Here is a 17,794-nt window from a genome sequence, read left to right as displayed (position 1 = left end):
GATGACTGCAACCGTTAATTCTTGTCGTTAGGTATCGGTTTAAAAGACTACTTCTTGATAGTCGTAGCGACTTATTCTTGACCTAGCGGCATGTCAAATGGATGACTTGGCCGGGTTTCAGGGAGAACCGGTTGTCCCAGTACTCGATACAAGCGTCGTGGCTGTTTCGAGGGTCAGAAGATAAGGACAATATCCGGTCTTTCAACGCGACATTCAGCCGCACCCCTTTGTACTCAATATCCAACGAAACATTGTCGAGCGCAGCAGGAGGCGCAGGCATCACCTGTAAACAGGCCACATTAGGCACTATTCCCAGGTAATGCCGCTGCAGGACATCCAGCGACCCAGCCATAGCGCCCAGATGAATCCCTTCCTGAATGCCGCTATCAGAAGATGCATCCAGATCGGTACGCAGGCTCTGTCTGAAATAGTCCCAGGAGCGCTCCGCATCCAGACGAGCCAACGCACCCGCACAAACCACTTTCGACAAACTGGACTCATGAGTGATACGTGCCAGGTAGTAGTCAGCCGTTCGCCGAATCTCAGCCAAATGCTCGATATAGCCCAAGCGCGCAAAAAGCCGCTCCAGTTCCCGGGGCGGAAACAGGTAAAGTAGCATCAGCACATCGGCTTGCTTGGTCAGCTGATAATTATCGGTCTTGTCACCTTGAGCCTCCAGCATCCAGTCCAGGCGCGGCCGCCCATCTTGACGAAATTTTGGGGGCGGTAACTCCAGCCGGTCAAAGCCTTCAAACTGGCTGATCACGCCATCTCCCTGCACTGGGACATACAGCGTACGGCTGATCCGATCCCAATCCACTCGCTCCTGTGGCGTAACACCAAGCCGCTGTTGAAGTGCATCGGCTTCCTCGTCAGGTAGGAGATCAAGTAATTCCAGAGCCAGGGCCAACACCCAGGACGCCATGACATTGGTATAGGCATTGTTATCGAGCCCCGGCACATCGGTATTGGGATACCCGTTGTGATACTCGTCGGGACCAATAACGCCTTCGATTACATAGCGCCCCCGTCTTGGATCAAAACGCACCATGCTGGCCCAGAAGCGAGCAATTTCCAGAATCAGCTCGCCGCCGTTGTGGCTCAACAGGGAGCGATCTCCTGTGGCGAGATACAGCTGCCAGACATCATAGGCAATGGCTGAACCTACGTGCCGTTGCAGATAGGTATGGTCGGGCACCCAGTGATGGGACAATGGATTACACTGATAAGGAGGGGTTTCCTCCCCTCCGGTTCGCCCGCTTCTCCAGGGGAACATCGCTCCGCGATACCCGCTCTTGCGCGCCAACGCCCGTGCCATGTCGAGGCGGGCATAGCGGTAGTTCACTACCGTATGAGCAAGCTCTGGAAAGTGAGTAGCTAGAAAGGGCATGGCAAAAATCTCATCCCAGAAGATCTGTCCAAAATATCCTTCCTGCCAACCTCTGGCAGGCCACCCCATGTCCTGACCAAGACTGTTGGGCGAAAGCGCCTGAAGCACATGGAAACGATGCAGGCGCAGGGGCAAGGCGAGATGATGCTCGGTCATCTGCATGGCCATGCGGCCCCATAACCTGTGCCAATGGGCGGCGTGCCGCTGCAGGACGTTATCAAAATCGGAGCGCCGACGGAGTTGGTCGAGCATAATCGAAAGCGTTCTCCCACTGTCCTCATGACGCGGGATTTCACCCTCGACCCTGACCGTTACATATTTCTCGATGATCAGCGTTCCGCCTTCAGGCAGATCACAGGTAGCCTCAAGGCACAGGCAGTCGCCCATCACGGCCTGTTGCCAGGGACCAGCCGGCATACTTAGCCGGGTATGTGCCGCAACTGCTACCTCGCGGGACCGGTCATGCAGGGATGCCAACACAGCGGCGCCACCGTCAGCTTCGCTATGGAATCCAATGGTTTGCAGGCGTCGCCCCTCATAGGCTGCATCACGCTTGACCCCGGCATTTCTGACCCCGGCGTTGAGCGTCGAGCGCACCCGGACGCAGCCTCCCTCGGGTACGTACACCTCCCAGCGCAGTACACACAGATCAGGGTCGGCCATGCTGACCAGACGCGTCTCGCTCAACCGCACTTCACGCGTCGGCCCCATCATGAAAGTCATGTCGCGACGCAGCGTGCCACGGTCCAGTGAAAGTACCTGGCGATAACGCTGAAGCTTGACAGAGGCCAGGTTGAACCACAGGTCATCATCCAGCGCGAACGTGAGTCCGAACGGATCAGGCAGGTTGACCAAGGCCGACATGGCGATGCGCTTCCCATTCACCCTGCGTGGCGCATCGTCATACCAACCCGCACGATAAAAACCGGGGTAGTGCTGGTCGTCCCCCTGGCTCAGACGGCTTGCGCTAAGTTCCGGTGCACTGGCCCGCATACTGAGCACACCATTGCCCAGTGCCAGAAGTGCTTCACGGCGACGTTCGTCCGAGGGCTTGTACTCATTGAATATGATCTCGGTGCGAGTTGTGTTGAACGCATCATTCATGGAGATTGCGTACCCCTGCTCTCAGCCGGTCCGCCTGCTGCTCCACCTCCTCGCGCGAAGGATAGGCAGGTTGCGAGCCGTATCCTCTTACCGCCAGGTTGGCAGCAGCAACGCCTCGCAAAGCGGCTTCCAGCGGTGCGAGGCCTTCCAGCAGGGCAATCGACAGAACGCCTGTGAACGCATCACCGGCCCCCGTGCTGTCGACTACATCAGCCTCTCCTGCCGGAATAAGCGCTGCGTCCTCCTCGGTTACCAGCACACAACCGCCATCCTCCAGCTTGATGCACACAATCGAGACGCCCCACTCATGAAGCGTTCGAGCCGCTTCCAAGGCCGATTCGGGAGAGTCGATCGTGATGCCGGTGACTCCCTCGGCTTCGGAGGCATTGGGCGATACCGCCAGAACCTTGCTCAGCAATGCCTTTTCAACGCGGTCGGGAAAGGACAAGTCCATTACGACAGGAACGGTACGCTGGTCTGCCGCCTCGACAGCCTTACGCACTACCCAGGCAGGTATCTCATAGTCCACTGTCAGCAACGCCGGCGGAGCGGTCTGCCTGATCGCCTCAACCATGGCCTGGGCAGATGTCTCATCCCAGTGATCGTTGGCGTTGGTTGCCAAAACGATCTGTTTCTTGCCTTTGGGTGGGACCATGATGATGGAAACCCCGGTAGTCGCTCCGCGCGCCGTGCAAACCGAACCTATATCGACCCCTGCAGCCTGCAGAGGCGACAGGGCTTGTCTTGCCAGATCATCGTCTCCCACGCAGCCCAGCAGCCGAGACGTACATCCGAATACCGCACCCAAGTAGGCTACGTTGGCCGCTTTGCCTCCCGAAAGGCGAACGTGGTCATGAGCGAGCAAGGTTTCGGCACTACCTGGCTCCTCATCGAGCCGCATTTGAAAGTCTGCATTGATGCTGCCCAGGGATAGCAATGTAGAGCGGGTCAAGGCGTTTCTCCCATGAGAAAAGAGCACTAAGGAGGACTCGCTCCGACTGTCCAGGTTCGCTGAAAGCTCGTTTTTACCGATCGATTGCGCAACCAGGTGTAACAACAGGCTGTCCACCTTAGACTCATACGTAAGGAACGCCCATGACCTGTTGCCTGTTCGATATCAATGAAACACTGCTGGATCTGGCAGGGTTGGATTCGGTCTTTTTCCAGACCTTTGGTTCATCCACAGCGCGTAGTGCCTGGTTTGCCCAGACGCTGCAGAACGCCATGACCGCTACGATTACCGGCCCTAGCATTTCATTCGAGGAAGCTGGGCAGGCTGCGCTGACCATGCTGGCGCAGCGTGAACAGGTTCAGCTGTCAGAAGCCGATCGCCACCACGTTAAAACCGCCATGCGTATGCTGCCAGCGCACCCCGATGTCGAGCCAGCGCTTGAGCAGTTGCGCAAGTCAGGGGCTCGAATAGTCGCCCTGTCCAATAATGCACGCGAGCTGGTTGATGCCCAATTATCCGCCGCTGGACTGCGTGGCTATTTTGATGAAGTGCTTTCGGCAGAAGATGCTCAGACCCTAAAGCCGGATGCGCCTGCGTATCTCCAGGCTGCCAAAACCCTGAATACAGACCCAAAACGGCTGTGGCTGATTGCCGTGCATGCCTGGGACATCGCCGGCGCCCAACGTGCAGGCTTCAAGACCGCTCTGGTTTCACGCACTGCTCAACAGGTACCCAGCCCATTGGCGCCACCTACAGTTCAGGGTTCTGACCTGACGGCAGTCGTCGAACAGATACTAACCCTGGAGTCAGCCTGAATAGATGTTTCTGTATGTTACTGATTCCTGAGCCCATCAGTGACTAATGCCGCGGCCTCCACGGCAGGCAGAGATCACAGCCAAACTGTATACCCATGCGCATCTGTCGCAGACAGAAAAAAAACGTAGAACTTTGCGGACCTGACCTATGTCAATGAAACCGTAACGTTGGTGTGGCTATCAGGTGAGGCATATGGATAATCCTTTTCAAGTTATCGCTGCGGCTTTCGAAGCTGATTACCGCGTCAATTTCCGTATTGAGCGCATGGATGGAAGCGTCACGCTGACCCTTTCGGACGATACCGGCACCAAGGCTCGTCGTCTGATTACCAAAGAGCAACTGCACACGCCGAAAAAGCTGGACCGCGTCATCGATGGCATTCGCCTGGGCATGGCGATCGACAGTGGCTGTGGTGTACCGGAGCTGTTGGCCTCCCTGTCGCCCTACAAGACGTATTCGATCTCCCGCTGAGCAAGTAGTAGCTGCATGTCTTCACCCAACGGCCTTGGTGGTGTCTCGATGACTTATGATCATGCTGAGTCGATCGGCGCGCCCTCCTCTTTTAATACGGTAATTCCGCTAGCTGACGCGGCGAACCTGTCGTCCAAAGAAAATACGGTCGTTACCGACGCGATCATGGCGACACGCTATGCGTTGGCATGTGATGACCTGGCAGACGCGTTGGCCCCGCTCAAGGTGTGGCCAACACTGACTGACCTGCAGGGAACATTTTCCTTTAGCGTGCTTGATCTGTACGGACGCGTTGCCTACCGCTCAACACGCATTCGTCAGGTGCAATACAGCGAACCCGGTTCGCTGAAAGGTACTGTCTCGGCAGCCCGACGCGCGTTGACTGCGCAGGGCCTGGGTTTTCCAGTCTGGGATACAGGTCTTGAAAAACCGGACACCTGTCCGGAGGAAACGACAGCCCCTGCAGATCTGCCTTGCAAGGGCTGTCGTTTGATGGGGTGTAAGTACTAGCGTCGATGGCCAGCCCTACTTTTTAGCGCAACAGCAACACCCGCCAATGGCGGGTTTTTTATTCTAAATCAACACGCATGACATCCAACAGGCAAAGCCTGCTGGATGTCGATTGAGCAAGCGCAAAAACACGCTGTCATAGACAGACGCCTATGCCTCAATCAGCGTAACGCATTACGGTAGCGCCCGTGGCTCGCAAGGTAGCCAACGATTGCGGTGCCAACGCCCCCGCGCGAAGCGAGACGTCTTTGCGCATATCGTCGATCACGATTTGCAGCGCGCGGTCATCGCTTAGCTGGCGAGCGGAAATCACACGTGTGACTCGCGCATCGCTGCCCAAATCCTGTACGCAGAACACAACGCTTCCGTCAGGACGAGGCTCAGTTACCGAGCATTCGTAAGTTGGAAAGGCAGTCATCAGTTTTTCAGTTGCGCTATTCATCATTCCCCCATTCATTAAATAGTTTTACGTTTTATGAATGCGATGAGAAAGACAGTGACTTGGAAGCCAGAGTTCACAACAAAAACTTGAAATTCACGAAAAAATGCAATAGAAGTCGCGATCCTGCTGCTATCAATGCGCCATCTACTGGCAAAATGGGCGGTTTAAAGACGAAGCAGTGTCATACAAATCCGTTCCCTGCCTCCATCAACAGTAATAAATCTGGCCTAATCCTGCATTAAAAAGGTGGCGATCTGTTCGCAACTGAACGGCCAATCCAGCTCCCGTCCACTTTCCAGGTGACGCAGTACCGGAATTCGCATGCCGTACCGCTCCACGCCTCCGTCCAATTCCACAATATCAACGGCTTCGACCAGCAGACCATGCTCGACGAAGGGCATCAGTACCCTTTCAGCGTCATGACAGAGGTGGCAGGCTGCGGTAACCAACAACTGACAATGCGGGCTCATGGCCACCTCCTAAACGTGCAACATCTTTCAGTATGGTACGGATCGAGCAAGCCAGGCATTGATATACCTCAATGGAGTTTACGCTGGCTCGTTTAGACTTTCGCTCATTACCACGGAGGCTTGGCGTATTCGAGGGGGAGATAAGCCCTCATTGCGTGGTCGACTTAGTGATGTAACCGGACTGTGAGGCCTACGTGTTCATTGATCTTCTCTTGCTGTTGGCGGCGTCCCTGGTGGTCATCTCGCTAATACGCCGAGTCGGACTGCCGCCCTTGCTGGGCTATCTGTTCGTAGGTCTGGTCCTGGGCCCCAATGCCTTGGGCTGGGTTCAGCCGGATCAGTCTCTTCCCCTGATTGCCGAGATGGGCGTCGTGTTTTTGCTTTTCATGCTAGGCCTGGAATTTTCCCTGCCTCGCATGCTGGCGTTGCGTCGGGTTGTCTTCGGGTTGGGCAGTTTCCAAGTTCTGCTATGCAGCATTCCGCTGGCACTGCTTCTGAATCTGCTGGGCGCCTCGCCCGGAACTGCCGCGTTGTTAGGGGTTGGACTGTCACTGTCCTCAACCGCCATCGTGACGCGAGAGCTTTCCACCTTGGGCGAAGTGCTGACGCCCCATGGTCAGAACACCATAGGCGTCCTGCTTTTTCAGGATGTGATCGCGGTACTGCTTTTGACCCTGATTCCGGTATTCAGCGGGCATGCCGATACCGTGTGGTATTGGGCCCTTCCCCTTACTTTGGGCAAGACGGCCGTCCTGTTCATCACCCTATTGGCGGCCAGCCGCTGGCTCTTGCCTCCCCTGTTTCGTGAAATCGGCAGCTCCCGCTCCGCCGAGCTGTTTCTGCTGCTGGCATTGCTGATCGTCCTGCTCACCGCCTGGCTCACGCACCTGATGGGCCTTTCCATGGGCTTTGGCGCATTTCTGGCAGGGATGCTGCTGGGCGAGAGCCATTATCGGCATCAAGTCGAAGCGGATTTGCGGCCTTTCCGAGATGTGCTTCTAGGCCTGTTCTTTATCAGTGTCGGCATGCTGATCGATATACAGGTCGTCATACGCCAACCTGGTTTCGTACTGCTCCTGGTCCTGGCACTGGTCGTCCTGAAGGCACTCATCGTGGCACTGGTCGTTCGAAACCGCTTTGGCGATAACGCCACCGGCTGGCGCACGGGCGTGGCGCTGGCCCAGGGCAGCGAGTTCTGCTTTGCACTGGTGGCGCAGGCCAGGCAGGAAGGACTGGTGGAAGAAATGTTCTCCGGTGCGCTGTTGACGGCTGTTTTCATTTCCATGGCCATTGCGCCTGTGCTGCTGCGCAATGCTTCGCGGCTGGCCCGATCATTGGGGCTGGTCAGCCCAACACCCGTCTCGGACATTGCCAGTGCCAGCGAGGGTCTCGCCGGGCATGTCATCATCTGCGGCTTCGGCCGGGTCGGGCAGTCGATCGCCCGCCTGCTGAGCCTGGAGAAAATACCGTTCACAGCGCTGGATAACGATCCTGTTCGGGTCCAGGAAGCCGTGGCTATCGAGGCAAGCGTTCATTATGGAGACTCCAGTCGTACCGAGCTCCTGGAGGCCGTAGGCATTGCCCATGCCCGCCTATTGGTTGTTGCGGTAGACGACCCGTCCCGGGCGCTGGCCATTGTTCGCCTGGCACGTCAGCAACGGGCGGATCTACCTATCCTGGTGCGCACACGAGACAGCAGCCTCAACGCCGACCTGCGCGCTGCAGGTGCCAGTGCCGTTGTTCCCGAACTGCTTGAGTCAAGCCTGATGCTGGGATCTCAGGCGCTACTTCTCCTGGGGTTATCGGAGCGCCACGTCCAGGAGCGTATCGACACTATCCGCCGGGAGCGCTACAGCCTGCTGCAAGGCTATTACCAAGGCGCACAAGCCGATGTGCTGGATGCTCACCGCAACAGCCGCATCATGCTGCATGCCATCTATCTTCCCGATAATGCCCATGCGGTCGGGCGGTCCCTGGACTCTCTGGAGCTGGAGTCGCTGGGACTTAGTCTGGAAACCATCCGCCGTGATGGCGCGGAGCTGATCATCACGCCGGAGCTACTCCTTAAAGCCCATGACACCGTGCTGCTCAAAGGGCCGGTCGCGGCGTTGGAGCAGGCCGAGGCCCGCTTGTTGGCCGGTATGTCATGAAAGAGCGACAAACGGAACCTTTGCGACCCAGACAGGTTCGAACCCGCTGAAGCAAATGAAATTCAATCTTTCACGATCTTTGCAAGGAGTATCGATATGACGATGGAAAGCGTTCTTCCACCCTCGCAGGAAGACCAGACCGATTCCAGCACTCAAAAGCAGACTCACCGTGAAAACCTGCGTAATGTTCAGAATGCAATTACTGCCGAGTTTTCTGCACTGATTGCAGATGCCGAGCGCCTGCTCAAAGGTTCGACATCGTCTTCGGGCGAGCAGATGGATGAAGCCCGCAGCCGCCTGACTGATACCCTGGCCCGCGCCCGCGAAACCCTGAAAGCCCAGCAGGCCTCCGTGTACGATCAAAGCCGTGCGGCTGTTCAAACCACTGAAGAATACGTTATCGAGCACCCGCTGAAGTCCGTAGGCATCGCAGCCGGTATCGGCTTTGTAGTAGGCCTGTTATTCACCCGTCGCTGATAAAGGAGTGGGATGAATGGACATGACACCGCCGAATCCCCATGAAATACCAGACGAAGTACCCAAGCCGTCCCTGAAGCGGATGGCAGGTGCGGCAGTCGGTCTGGTCCAGAGTCACCTCGAGCTGCTGGGTATCGAGGTTCAGGAAGAGAAGGTTCGCACCTTCAAGCTGTTCCTGCTGACCGGCCTGAGCCTGATTTTCGGTTTGCTAGTCCTGGTGGGGCTATCGGCGGCCGTCATCATTGCGTTCTGGGATACTCACCGTTTGCTGGCAACCCTTCTGCTTTCCGCCGCTTACGCCGTCGCGATGGCGCTGTGTGTCTGGAAGGCCATGAGCCTGATAAAGGGGAATCCTCCGTTCCATGCCACGCTTGAAGAGCTGGCCCGTAATCGGGAGCGCCTACTGCCATGAACCAACCTCTAACGGCGGCTGTTAGCCGTCAGAAGCGTAAGGAAATGGTACGGCTGCGCATGGAGCTGTACCGTCAGCAGATCGTTTACAACGCCGAGCCCTTGCACAATCCGCTCGGGACCTTGAAGGACATGGTTCGTCCCAAGGACGTGGTCACTCAGTCCAAGGGGCCGTTGGTGATTGGTGCGACGCTGCTTCTATCGTTATTTGGTAAGCGCCTGGGGCCCATTGGACGCCTGGCGCGGATAGGTCTTGCCGTGTATCCCTTCGTCAAGCGTTACCAGACCGTGCGTCATAATCAGCACGCGCAGCACGCGGCGCAACAGGGTACTCATCACCCTTACCCTTAGGAATACTGGCGCACGGATGCGCCATATGCCTGCTCTATCCTAGCGAACATTGGCCGCATTCTTGCGAGAGAAAAGAGACCCTCTTTTCAACCTCAGGTCAGCTCACGGCAGACCTAATCCGCAGGAAGGACCCCGTGTTCACAGGATACCCTCTCGCCTTTTTCCAACCCTTCATCGATACCGCAACCGGACAGATCGCCGGCGTAGAAGCCTTGGGCCGCCTGCGTCAGGCAGACGGTAGCTGTCAGTCGGTAGGCCCACTGTTCGCGTCCCGTACGGTTTCACCCATAGACCTGCGCCAGCTGGATCGAGACATCCGTGATAATGCCCTGAGCCGCTTCCGCGACGCGCCACCAGACTGGTTTCTGAGCTTGAATATTTCCCCCCGCTGGATCAGCCACGCCCGTGCGGATCACCCATTGCCGAGCCTGAAGCAGGTCGAACGCCAAGGGATTGACCCTCGGCGTATCGTGTTTGAGATCACCGAGTTGGCAGGTAATCAACAACGCTTACTGGACGTGGTTCATCGCTACCGTACCGCCGGTGCCAGAATCGCTATTGATGACTTTGGTGCAGGCTATTCACAGCTGGATCGCGTCATGGACCTGGCACCGGATATCCTCAAGCTCGACATGCGCCTGTTCCAAGCCGCGGCCAGGGGTGGACCCAGTGGTGAAGTCGTCAGAGCCATGGCCCTGATGGCTGAGAAGATCGGCTGCTGGATCATTGCCGAAGGGGTTGAGACGGACGAAGAGCTTGATTTCGCACTGGAATGTGGCGCTCGCTACATACAAGGCTTTCTTTTTGCGCAAGCGGCTGAGCAGTTTCAACCAACCGGGACCCATGTCGAGCGCTTTGCGGCCCTGCGAACACGTTATGTGCAGCGCAAGCTACGAGAGCGTACAAGGCTCATGATGTTGCGCCAGCAACTGGCCCGTTTTATCCAGGAGGTGCGTCCCTGGGCAGAAAACAGGTCAATGATCAGCGCACTTCCCCTTCCCCATGACCTGCCCTGGCTGCTGCGCCTGTATCAGTGCGATCGACATGGCACCCAGATAAGCCCGAATCTGGAATGGAACGGCATGTTCTGGCAGGAAAATCGTCGCTACCTGAACCACAACTGGTCATGGCGCCCATACTTTTACAGCCTGCTTGCCGAGGGCGTGGATGAGCGCCGCCTGAATCTCTCCACTACCTACCGGGACGCCACTACCAACCAGTACTGCATGACGGCAGGCCAGTTCATTGCCCAGGGGCAGCGGCTTCTGCTGATCGACATTGACGCCTCGCTTTTGACGGAGCCCCAGATCTGAAAACCTGCCTGATCGAGAACGGTCTATCGTGTAAGCATTGCCCCAGTATCGCCTACAGGCACAAGCCTGCTAGGGTACGCCACACGAAAACCGTTGTTGCGAGGTAGGCCTTGGACTGGCAAACACTTCTAACCCGCGAGCGCCTCGGCAAGGCTGTGCACAGCACCGCCGAACTGGGCCGCAGCCCGTTTCACAAAGATCACGACCGTATCATTTTCTCAGGCGCCTTTCGCCGCCTGGGACGTAAGACGCAGGTGCATCCGGTCAGCAGCAACGACCATATCCATACCCGACTGACCCACAGTCTTGAAGTCGCCTGTGTAGGCCGCTCGCTCGGTATGCGCGTAGGCGAAAGCCTGCGTCATCAGTTGCCGGACTGGTGCGAACCCAGCGATCTGGGGGTAATCGTGCAGTCAGCGTGCCTGGCGCACGACATCGGCAATCCTCCCTTCGGACACTCGGGGGAAGATGCGATTCGCCACTGGTTCGCCCAAGCGGCCGGCCGTGGCTGGCTGGATGACATGAGCGACATCGAGCGCGACGATTTCCTGCACTTCGAAGGCAATGCCCAAGGCTTTCGTGTCCTGACACAGCTGGAGTACCACCAGTTCGATGGAGGCACACGCCTCACGTATGCCACATTGGGGACTTACTTGAAGTACCCCTGGACGTCCCGCTATGCCGAGGCACCCGGCTACAAGAAACACAAGTTTGGCTGCTACCAGAGCGAGCTGCCGCTGCTTGAACAGATTGCCAGCAAATTGGGTATTCCTCTGCTTGGCGAGGAGCGTTGGGCGCGGCATCCGCTGGTCTATCTGATGGAAGCGGCCGATGACATTTGCTATGCGCTGATCGACCTGGAAGATGGGTTGGAAATGGATCTGCTTACCTATGCCGAAGTGGAAGCCCTGCTGCTGGGCCTCGTAGGCGATGATCTGCCCGAAACCTATCGCCAGCTCGGCCCACAGGACTCGCGTCGGCGCAAGCTGGCCATCTTGCGTGGCAAGGCCATCGAACACCTGACCAATGCCACGGCACGCGCCTTTGTCGAACAACAGGACGCCCTGCTGGCCGGTACCCTGAAGGACGATCTGGTCGAACACATGGATGGTCCCGCCAAGCTGTGCGTGCAGCGCGCCAAAGCCATGGCCCGGGAAAAGATCTTCCAGGACAAGCGCAAGACACTGCATGAAATCGGTGCCTATACCACGCTTGAAATTCTGCTCAATGCGTTTTGTGGCGCAGCGCTTGAACAGCATCGCGGCCGTGAGCCATCCTTCAAGCACCGGCGCATTCTGGACCTGTTAGGCAACAGCGCGCCGGACCCGAACTGGCCGCTGCACCGCTCGTTCATGAGGGTAATCGACTTTATCGCCGGCATGACGGACAGCTACGCCACCGAAATGGCTCGCGAGATGACAGGACGCTCAAGCCCTGTTTGACCATGCTCTTCAGCCGCTCATGAAAACGAGCGGCTGAAGAGTTCAGCGAGCCTTGCCGCAGTGACCCTGCGCTATCTGGCTGAGCATCAGCAGGGACGAGGAATAATAATCCTCCTGCTTCAACACGTCCGCCTGCAGGGATTGCGGCTGACCGTCGAGCAGCGCGCGAATACCCAGCACTCCCCAGGAGGCCGCATAGGGTGCGGCCTCTCCGGAGACCAGATCGATCCAGGCAGGGGGTGAAGCCGGATCCTTGCTGTGCCAGAACGTACTGACTGCGCGCCACTCACCGCGCTTGCCAAGTTCTGCCCAGGCGCCATACAGCGGCACGCGGACGGCATCGAATCCAAAGCGTGACGGCCAGCCTTCGGCAGGCTTCAGGGTGCCGTCAGCTCCCAGGGCGATCCAGTCAGATGGTAATTTGGCCTCACCAAACTGCGCGGCTTGAAGCAATTGCGTGCCACTCTGGAAAAGCGCCGTCCAGGGACCTTCCGGTTCGATCCGCGCAAAGGCTTGCAAGGCAGGAAAGATCCAGTACGACAGGTTGATAACGGTTCCGTCTGGACGCTTGAACCCTTCCAGACCTGGCAGCAGCAGCGTATAGCCCTGCTCGCGCTGGATCAGATGTGCTGCAACAGCGTCACGAATCTGTTTCGAAGCCTTTGCATAGGCAGGGTCCTGCCAACGCTCACCTGCTTGCTGCAAGGCCCAGGCAATAAGCAGGTCCCCATCGGATGCATTATTGCGATCGGTGACGGCAGGATTTGCCTTTGGGTCGTACCTCCACGAGAACAATCGGTCCTCACGCTGCAGGGTCTGCTTCGTCCAGCTCCAAAGACGGTCAAACGCCCTGCGATCACCATTGGCCTCCGCAATCAGCATCGCGTAGCCCTGGCCCTCGGAATGGCTGATGCCCTGGTTACCCGTATCGGTAACACGTCCTTGCCACGTCACGAACCGCTGCTGATAGATGTCCCAACCCTGCTGGCAGCTCAAGGGCTCACCTGACGCAAGGGCCGAGGCCAGACAAAGCACAGCCAGGAGCGCACATCGCCATGTTCTAACCTGCACAGCGAAACACCAGCGCGCCTTCGAGCGATTCCAGCAGACGAACCTGCAGCCGATGCTCCTCTCCCTGCGCCTGGAATATGTACTCATATAGACCCTCCAATACGGCAGCCAGGCTCCGGGTCCAGCGCTCGGAAGACTCAAGTATTGGATAGCCACCGTGCACGATCTCGATGGCCTTGCCCTGCACGCCAAAGCGTACCCAGCCCCAATCCATGGCCTTCCAGCGCTCATTGACAACCCTCTCCAATGCCTCAAGTGTAGGCTGCTCGCTTAACGCCATGGATTCGCCCAGGCGAGCCCCTACCAGTCGCAGAAAACCCAGCGCATCGGTACTGCCAGCCGACTCATACATCTGGTTGATCAGCGTCAGAATAAGGCTGCCCCACCGCCCCCGCTCTTCTCGCATGGACAAATAGGCAAGCGTCGCCTGTTCAATATCCTTGGACTGCATTACGGCAGGTTCTCCAGGTTGTGTTTCAAGTAGAGTTGTCCTGTGGTTTCGGAGTAATCACCAAAGGTATCGTAACTCAGCGCGCCGCCTACCTTGGTCTGCTTGCCCAGGCTATATTCGAGTTTAGCGCCCGCATTCAGCGCAAGCCCGCTGTCACTGCTGCCCTTGTATCGGGCGCTGCTGACATAGCCCTGCCCTGCAAGGAACTCCATGCTCGACTGCAAGGCCTTGTCGGTCGGGAAGTAGTCCTCACTCTTCTGATTGAACGCCTGAAATCCGGGCGCAACGTTGAATTTCATGTCCCATTTGTCGTTGTACTTGGCGGTGTATTCGATCGGGAACGAGACGCCTACGTAATTTTGTGGGCTGAAATACCCGCCATGCCCGACGGTATAGCCGCTCAGATTCTTGTCAAAGCTGTTCCAGCCGAGGTGAATCCCTGTCTTGAGCTCACGGTCAGTCTCATGGATGGGGCGAACGTAGGCACCGGCATGGACTCCCAGGGCCTGGTTATCGGCAACGCCCTCTCCCCGATAGATAAAGTAGTCGCCACCATAGTAAGCCCCCACATCGCCATCGTCGTAACTGTACTCAGCCGCTATACCGGTCTTGGTGACGCCACCCCAGCGCTTGCCCGTCAGCGGGTCCTTGGCTCCTGCATAGGACAAGACGCTGTCTGTTACTGCGCGCCGTTCGACGGCCAGGGACAACTTGCCGTTATCCCCGATCTTGGGCGTCCATTTGAACCCTCCCACCAGGTTTTGCTTCTCAAACCCGAGCGGGGTCGTGCCGACATCTGCCTGGAATTGTTCATGCCTGATTGCGGCGCTAAGCGCTACCCCGGAGTCGGACTGCGAACCCGGCTCGTAAGGTGCCATCACGGCGCTGGCGCGGTTACTGACAAGGCTTTCGAGCAAAGCGCGGCCTTTTCCACCCAACGCATTGCCGGTGTCCGCACTCAACAGTTCGTTACGCACACTTTGCGCAGCGGCCTGTCGATCAGCCGCCGTCATATTGGTTCGGCTGTAATTGACGCTTTCCAGAAAATGCGTCGTAACCTTCTGCTCGAAGTTGAACGCCATCTGCCGATAGAGACTACCGGAGCCAAACCGGTTGGAGCTGTCGCCCTCCACCGACCCTGCGCTGATGGAAACAGGCGTGGCGGTAAGCTCCAGCCGGGTATTACCGAACGGCACCAGCGAGACCGTCAATGGCGCATTGACCTCAGTCAGCCTGCTCAGGCCGGTATCGCCATCCCGTGCACGAATGTTCATGCCTCCCTGGATGAAGGGCATCCGCGCCTGTTGAAGATCCGCCAGGGTTCGCTGAATATCGGTCATCAATGGATCGGCTGGTAGACCTGAAGAGGCTCGCTGCGTGTGCAGATAGCCTGGAACAGCAGAATCAGCGCCTGCATCGGCCAGCATCAAAGGCGAGCCAGCCACCGCATACTCCTTGCGGAATGGATTGCCTTGCCCCAAGGCGGCCAACTCGGCAGACGAACCAGACGCCTGAGGCACCACGCCGTGTTGCTTGCGCTGAGCCGCTTTCAGAAGCTCGATGGCGGTGTCTGTCTTACCCTGAGCCTGAGCGATCCGGGCTGAGAGGTAAAGCGAGGTGGCATCGTCGGTACGCCCGGCTTTCTTGAGAATGGCCGATGCGCGTGCCGGATCGTTCAATGCCAGGGCGGCACTGACGCCCCCCTTTACGGCATCTTCGTTGGCAGGGGTCTGCGCCAGTACGTATTCGTACACACCCAGCGCCTCCTTGGGCATGTGTCCGCCATCATAGAGCCGTCCCATCGCCAACAGCAGGTCCGGGTCCCGCGGCGACTGCGCCAATGCAGCCATTAACAGGTCATACGCTCCGGCGTTGTCGCCGCGCTTGCGCATCCAGTCCGCCTGATTGACAGCAATTCCCCGGCGCAAGCCGACCAGGCTGGCCTCATCCACTGCCGATAACCGTCCGCGACGCTCCAGCTGGTGCAGCAGCAGATCGGCTTCGGTCGTTTGACCGGCCTGACTCAACACTGAAACGACAGGCACATAATGGGTGACTGGCTGCTGGCCATCGTCACGCTCGAATGCTCTGACCAGCGACAATGCCCAGGCCGTTTGCCCCATATCTGCCAGCGCCTGAGCTACAGCGCCGCGTCCACCAAGGTCCGAAGGCGCATTATCGTAGAGTTCGCGCAGGGCCTGGCGCGCCTGGATCGGATTACCACCGGCGACGATCCTGCGTACGCGCGCGATACGGCTGTTTATTTCGGTGCGCGCGATCAACTGAAGCATGTCCGGGGTACGAGCCGGCAAAGGGACACGCTCGATATACCGCTGGGCATCCTCCCAGCGCGCCTGCTCAATGGCGAATACTGCGGCGGCGTGCAAGGCCTCCGGATCGTTGCGGCGCGTATCCGGCTCCATAAGCGCCTGGGCCTGCACCGGGTCGGAACCGTGCAACAGCCGTGCATAGGCCAGGCGGATCCAGGGACTGTTTGGCGCAATCGCCAGGGCCTGCGCATAGAGTTTCAGCGCCTGTTCATTATTACCGGCCACGGATGCCTTGCGGGCACGCTCGCTCAAGGCCTGCGCTTCTACCTGCTCAAGGCTGCCGGCTGCCTGTTTGGCCACGGCAGGGTGCGCCTTGAGCAACGCCAACGCCTCGGCACTGCGTTGTTGCATGAGATAGCTGTTGTACAGCCCCAACCCCGCGGCAGTGTCATCCGGGCGCGCGCTCAATAGAGGTTTATAAACGGCTTCCGCCTCGGCTGCCTTGCTATTACGCAGCAGAATGTCGCCATAAAGCAGCTTGCCCGAGCGCCCCTGCTCACCTGTGGCCTGCGCCAGCGCCCGGGCCTGCTGCTCGGCCTCCATCAGGCGGCCCCGGTCACGTAAAGCGCGCACGGCGGTGAGTCGGCCGTAAAAATCGGCATTGGCTACGGCCTCCGCCCAACGAGCACGTTGCGTCGGATCAAGCTGGCTGGCCCGCTCAAGGCTGCGCTTGGCCGCTTCGTAATCCTGGGCGCGCAATTGGATGATCCCCAGGCCGCCCCAGGCCTCGGCATCCTGTGGATCTTCCTGAAGCGCCTGCTGGAATTTACGGGCAGCCACATCGAGCCGACCTGCGTTCAAATCCTTGAAGGCTGCTGCCCTTGCCTGCCCCTGGGCGCGCTCGGCCTGAGCGTTGACCACCGTCCTGAAGTGCTGAACGACCTCGGCATCATTCGGATTGACCTGGGCGTAGCGCTCATACAACGCCTGATCGGAAGATTCCGCGCCCAACCACAGCAGCGCCTGTCGCCAGGGTTGCCGCGCCTCAGGCACCGAGCCTGACAGTTCGGCCAGCTGATGGATTCCCTCCCGCCGCGTCTCGTCCCGGTAGGTCAGCGCCTCGGCAAGCGCCAGACGCGCCTTGAGGTCGGCTGGATTGCGGCGAACCTGCTGCTCCAACCCCTCGCGCCCCTGCACCCAACCGTTTTTTGTGCCTGCAAGCGTCTGGTAGTACTCAAGCGCCAAGTCATCTGGCGGAGGATTGCCGTTGAAAAGCGTCCTGTAGCGCAGGGCAGCCTCGTCAGCTTTGCCTTGGCTTGCCAGCTGACGTATTTGCGGCAACTCGCTGCGATCAAGCGTCTTGGCCTGCGCCTGGTTTTGCAGGATCTCGATGCGGGCGCTGTCCGGGTGCAGTTGTTTGAGTTTCTGCAACCAGCCTTCGTAGGCCGCCCTGTCAGTACCCAGGGCAAGCTGAGCCTGGCGGTACAGGACCTCCTCGGATACCGGGTCAACCTGTAGAGCACGGTCGAGCGCCTGACGAGCCATGTCCGGCCGGTTGCGGCTCTGCCAAAAGCTGGCTTGCTGCAGCAAAACGTCTATACCCTGATTTGCAATCGCCGTATCAGGCAGATTGGCATAGGTCATTCCGCTGAGCGCGCACAGCATCGCGACCGATAAGGTTTTCAGCGCATACTTCGGCATGA

At 58.3% G+C, this 17,794-nt stretch carries 16 protein-coding genes; 9 read left to right on the top strand and 7 right to left on the bottom strand.

Annotation, left to right across the window (positions count from 1 at the left end):
- Positions 1–82: 82 nt before the first annotated feature.
- Entirely contained in the window at positions 83–2,494 is a 2,412-nt protein-coding gene (locus JQR86_RS06510) for a glycoside hydrolase family 65 protein (protein ID WP_434154538.1), read from the bottom strand.
- Entirely contained in the window at positions 2,487–3,446 is a 960-nt protein-coding gene (locus JQR86_RS06505) for a PfkB family carbohydrate kinase (RefSeq protein WP_434154537.1), read from the bottom strand. The genes JQR86_RS06510 and JQR86_RS06505 overlap by 8 nt, the downstream gene beginning before the upstream one ends.
- Before the next feature lie 143 nt (positions 3,447–3,589).
- Here JQR86_RS06505 and JQR86_RS06500 point away from each other — a divergent pair, with 143 nt between their 5' ends.
- The 3 genes from JQR86_RS06500 (at position 3,590) to JQR86_RS06490 (ending at position 5,243) form a co-directional block, all read left to right on the top strand.
- A complete protein-coding gene (locus JQR86_RS06500) occupies positions 3,590–4,261 on the top strand; it encodes a haloacid dehalogenase type II (RefSeq protein WP_010795058.1) in 672 nt (223 codons plus the stop codon).
- 193 nt (positions 4,262–4,454) lie between these two features.
- On the top strand, positions 4,455–4,733 hold the full coding sequence (locus JQR86_RS06495) for a DUF3509 domain-containing protein (RefSeq protein ID WP_010795059.1): 279 nt from the start codon (positions 4,455–4,457) through the stop codon (positions 4,731–4,733).
- Positions 4,734–4,748: 15 nt separating this feature from the next.
- Positions 4,749–5,243 (top strand): hypothetical protein, encoded by a 495-nt coding sequence (locus JQR86_RS06490; protein ID WP_434154536.1) that lies wholly within the window; start codon positions 4,749–4,751, stop codon positions 5,241–5,243.
- Between the two features lie 157 nt (positions 5,244–5,400).
- On the opposite strand, the gene JQR86_RS06485 is transcribed toward JQR86_RS06490, so the two are convergent.
- Together JQR86_RS06485 and JQR86_RS06480 are read right to left on the bottom strand one after the other, a co-directional pair.
- Positions 5,401–5,688 (bottom strand): DUF3509 domain-containing protein, encoded by a 288-nt coding sequence (locus JQR86_RS06485; protein WP_037029624.1) that lies wholly within the window; start codon positions 5,686–5,688, stop codon positions 5,401–5,403.
- Positions 5,689–5,912: 224 nt separating this feature from the next.
- Complete coding sequence (locus JQR86_RS06480; protein WP_019365810.1) at positions 5,913–6,155, bottom strand: glutaredoxin family protein; 243 nt, start codon at positions 6,153–6,155, stop codon at positions 5,913–5,915.
- A 194-nt stretch (positions 6,156–6,349) separates the two neighbouring features.
- Here JQR86_RS06480 and JQR86_RS06475 point away from each other — a divergent pair, with 194 nt between their 5' ends.
- The 6 genes from JQR86_RS06475 to JQR86_RS06450 all read left to right on the top strand — a co-directional run bounded on the left by JQR86_RS06475 (position 6,350) and on the right by JQR86_RS06450 (position 12,299).
- The gene (locus tag JQR86_RS06475) at positions 6,350–8,305 is read left to right on the top strand and encodes a monovalent cation:proton antiporter-2 (CPA2) family protein (protein WP_434154535.1); all 1,956 of its coding nucleotides are present in this window, start codon (positions 6,350–6,352) and stop codon (positions 8,303–8,305) included.
- A gap of 96 nt (positions 8,306–8,401) precedes the next feature.
- The gene (locus JQR86_RS06470; RefSeq protein ID WP_019365812.1) at positions 8,402–8,782 is read left to right on the top strand and encodes a DUF883 family protein; all 381 of its coding nucleotides are present in this window, start codon (positions 8,402–8,404) and stop codon (positions 8,780–8,782) included.
- A gap of 16 nt (positions 8,783–8,798) precedes the next feature.
- Complete coding sequence (locus JQR86_RS06465) at positions 8,799–9,194, top strand: phage holin family protein (protein ID WP_010795065.1); 396 nt, start codon at positions 8,799–8,801, stop codon at positions 9,192–9,194.
- On the top strand, positions 9,191–9,544 hold the full coding sequence (locus JQR86_RS06460) for a hypothetical protein (protein ID WP_434154534.1): 354 nt from the start codon (positions 9,191–9,193) through the stop codon (positions 9,542–9,544). The genes JQR86_RS06465 and JQR86_RS06460 overlap by 4 nt, the downstream gene beginning before the upstream one ends.
- Positions 9,545–9,678: 134 nt before the next feature.
- Positions 9,679–10,857 carry an EAL domain-containing protein gene (locus tag JQR86_RS06455; RefSeq protein ID WP_434154533.1) on the top strand — a complete coding sequence of 393 codons (1,179 nt, stop codon included), beginning with the start codon at positions 9,679–9,681 and terminating at the stop codon, positions 10,855–10,857.
- A 110-nt stretch (positions 10,858–10,967) separates the two neighbouring features.
- Complete coding sequence (locus JQR86_RS06450) at positions 10,968–12,299, top strand: deoxyguanosinetriphosphate triphosphohydrolase (RefSeq protein ID WP_010795068.1); 1,332 nt, start codon at positions 10,968–10,970, stop codon at positions 12,297–12,299.
- Positions 12,300–12,341: 42 nt separating this feature from the next.
- On the opposite strand, the gene JQR86_RS06445 is transcribed toward JQR86_RS06450, so the two are convergent.
- From JQR86_RS06445 to JQR86_RS06435, 3 genes are read right to left on the bottom strand one after another with little or no spacing between them, the layout of a single operon-like run.
- Positions 12,342–13,370 carry a glycosyl hydrolase family 8 gene (locus JQR86_RS06445; protein WP_434154532.1) on the bottom strand — a complete coding sequence of 343 codons (1,029 nt, stop codon included), beginning with the start codon at positions 13,368–13,370 and terminating at the stop codon, positions 12,342–12,344.
- Entirely contained in the window at positions 13,360–13,821 is a 462-nt protein-coding gene (bcsD, locus tag JQR86_RS06440) for a cellulose biosynthesis protein BcsD (protein ID WP_434154531.1), read from the bottom strand. The genes JQR86_RS06445 and bcsD overlap by 11 nt, the downstream gene beginning before the upstream one ends.
- Positions 13,821–17,792, bottom strand: a complete 3,972-nt coding sequence (locus JQR86_RS06435) for a cellulose synthase subunit BcsC-related outer membrane protein (protein WP_434154530.1) — start codon at positions 17,790–17,792, stop codon at positions 13,821–13,823. The genes bcsD and JQR86_RS06435 overlap by 1 nt, the downstream gene beginning before the upstream one ends.
- Positions 17,793–17,794: the final 2 nt, after the last annotated feature.

This window comes from Pseudomonas sp. JZ134 (genome assembly GCF_051027695.1).
In the GTDB taxonomy this organism is placed as follows: Bacteria; Pseudomonadota; Gammaproteobacteria; order Pseudomonadales; family Pseudomonadaceae; genus Chryseomonas; species Chryseomonas luteola.
Note: the sequence above shows the minus strand (reverse complement) of the source record. Positions and strands in the feature narration are given on the sequence as shown.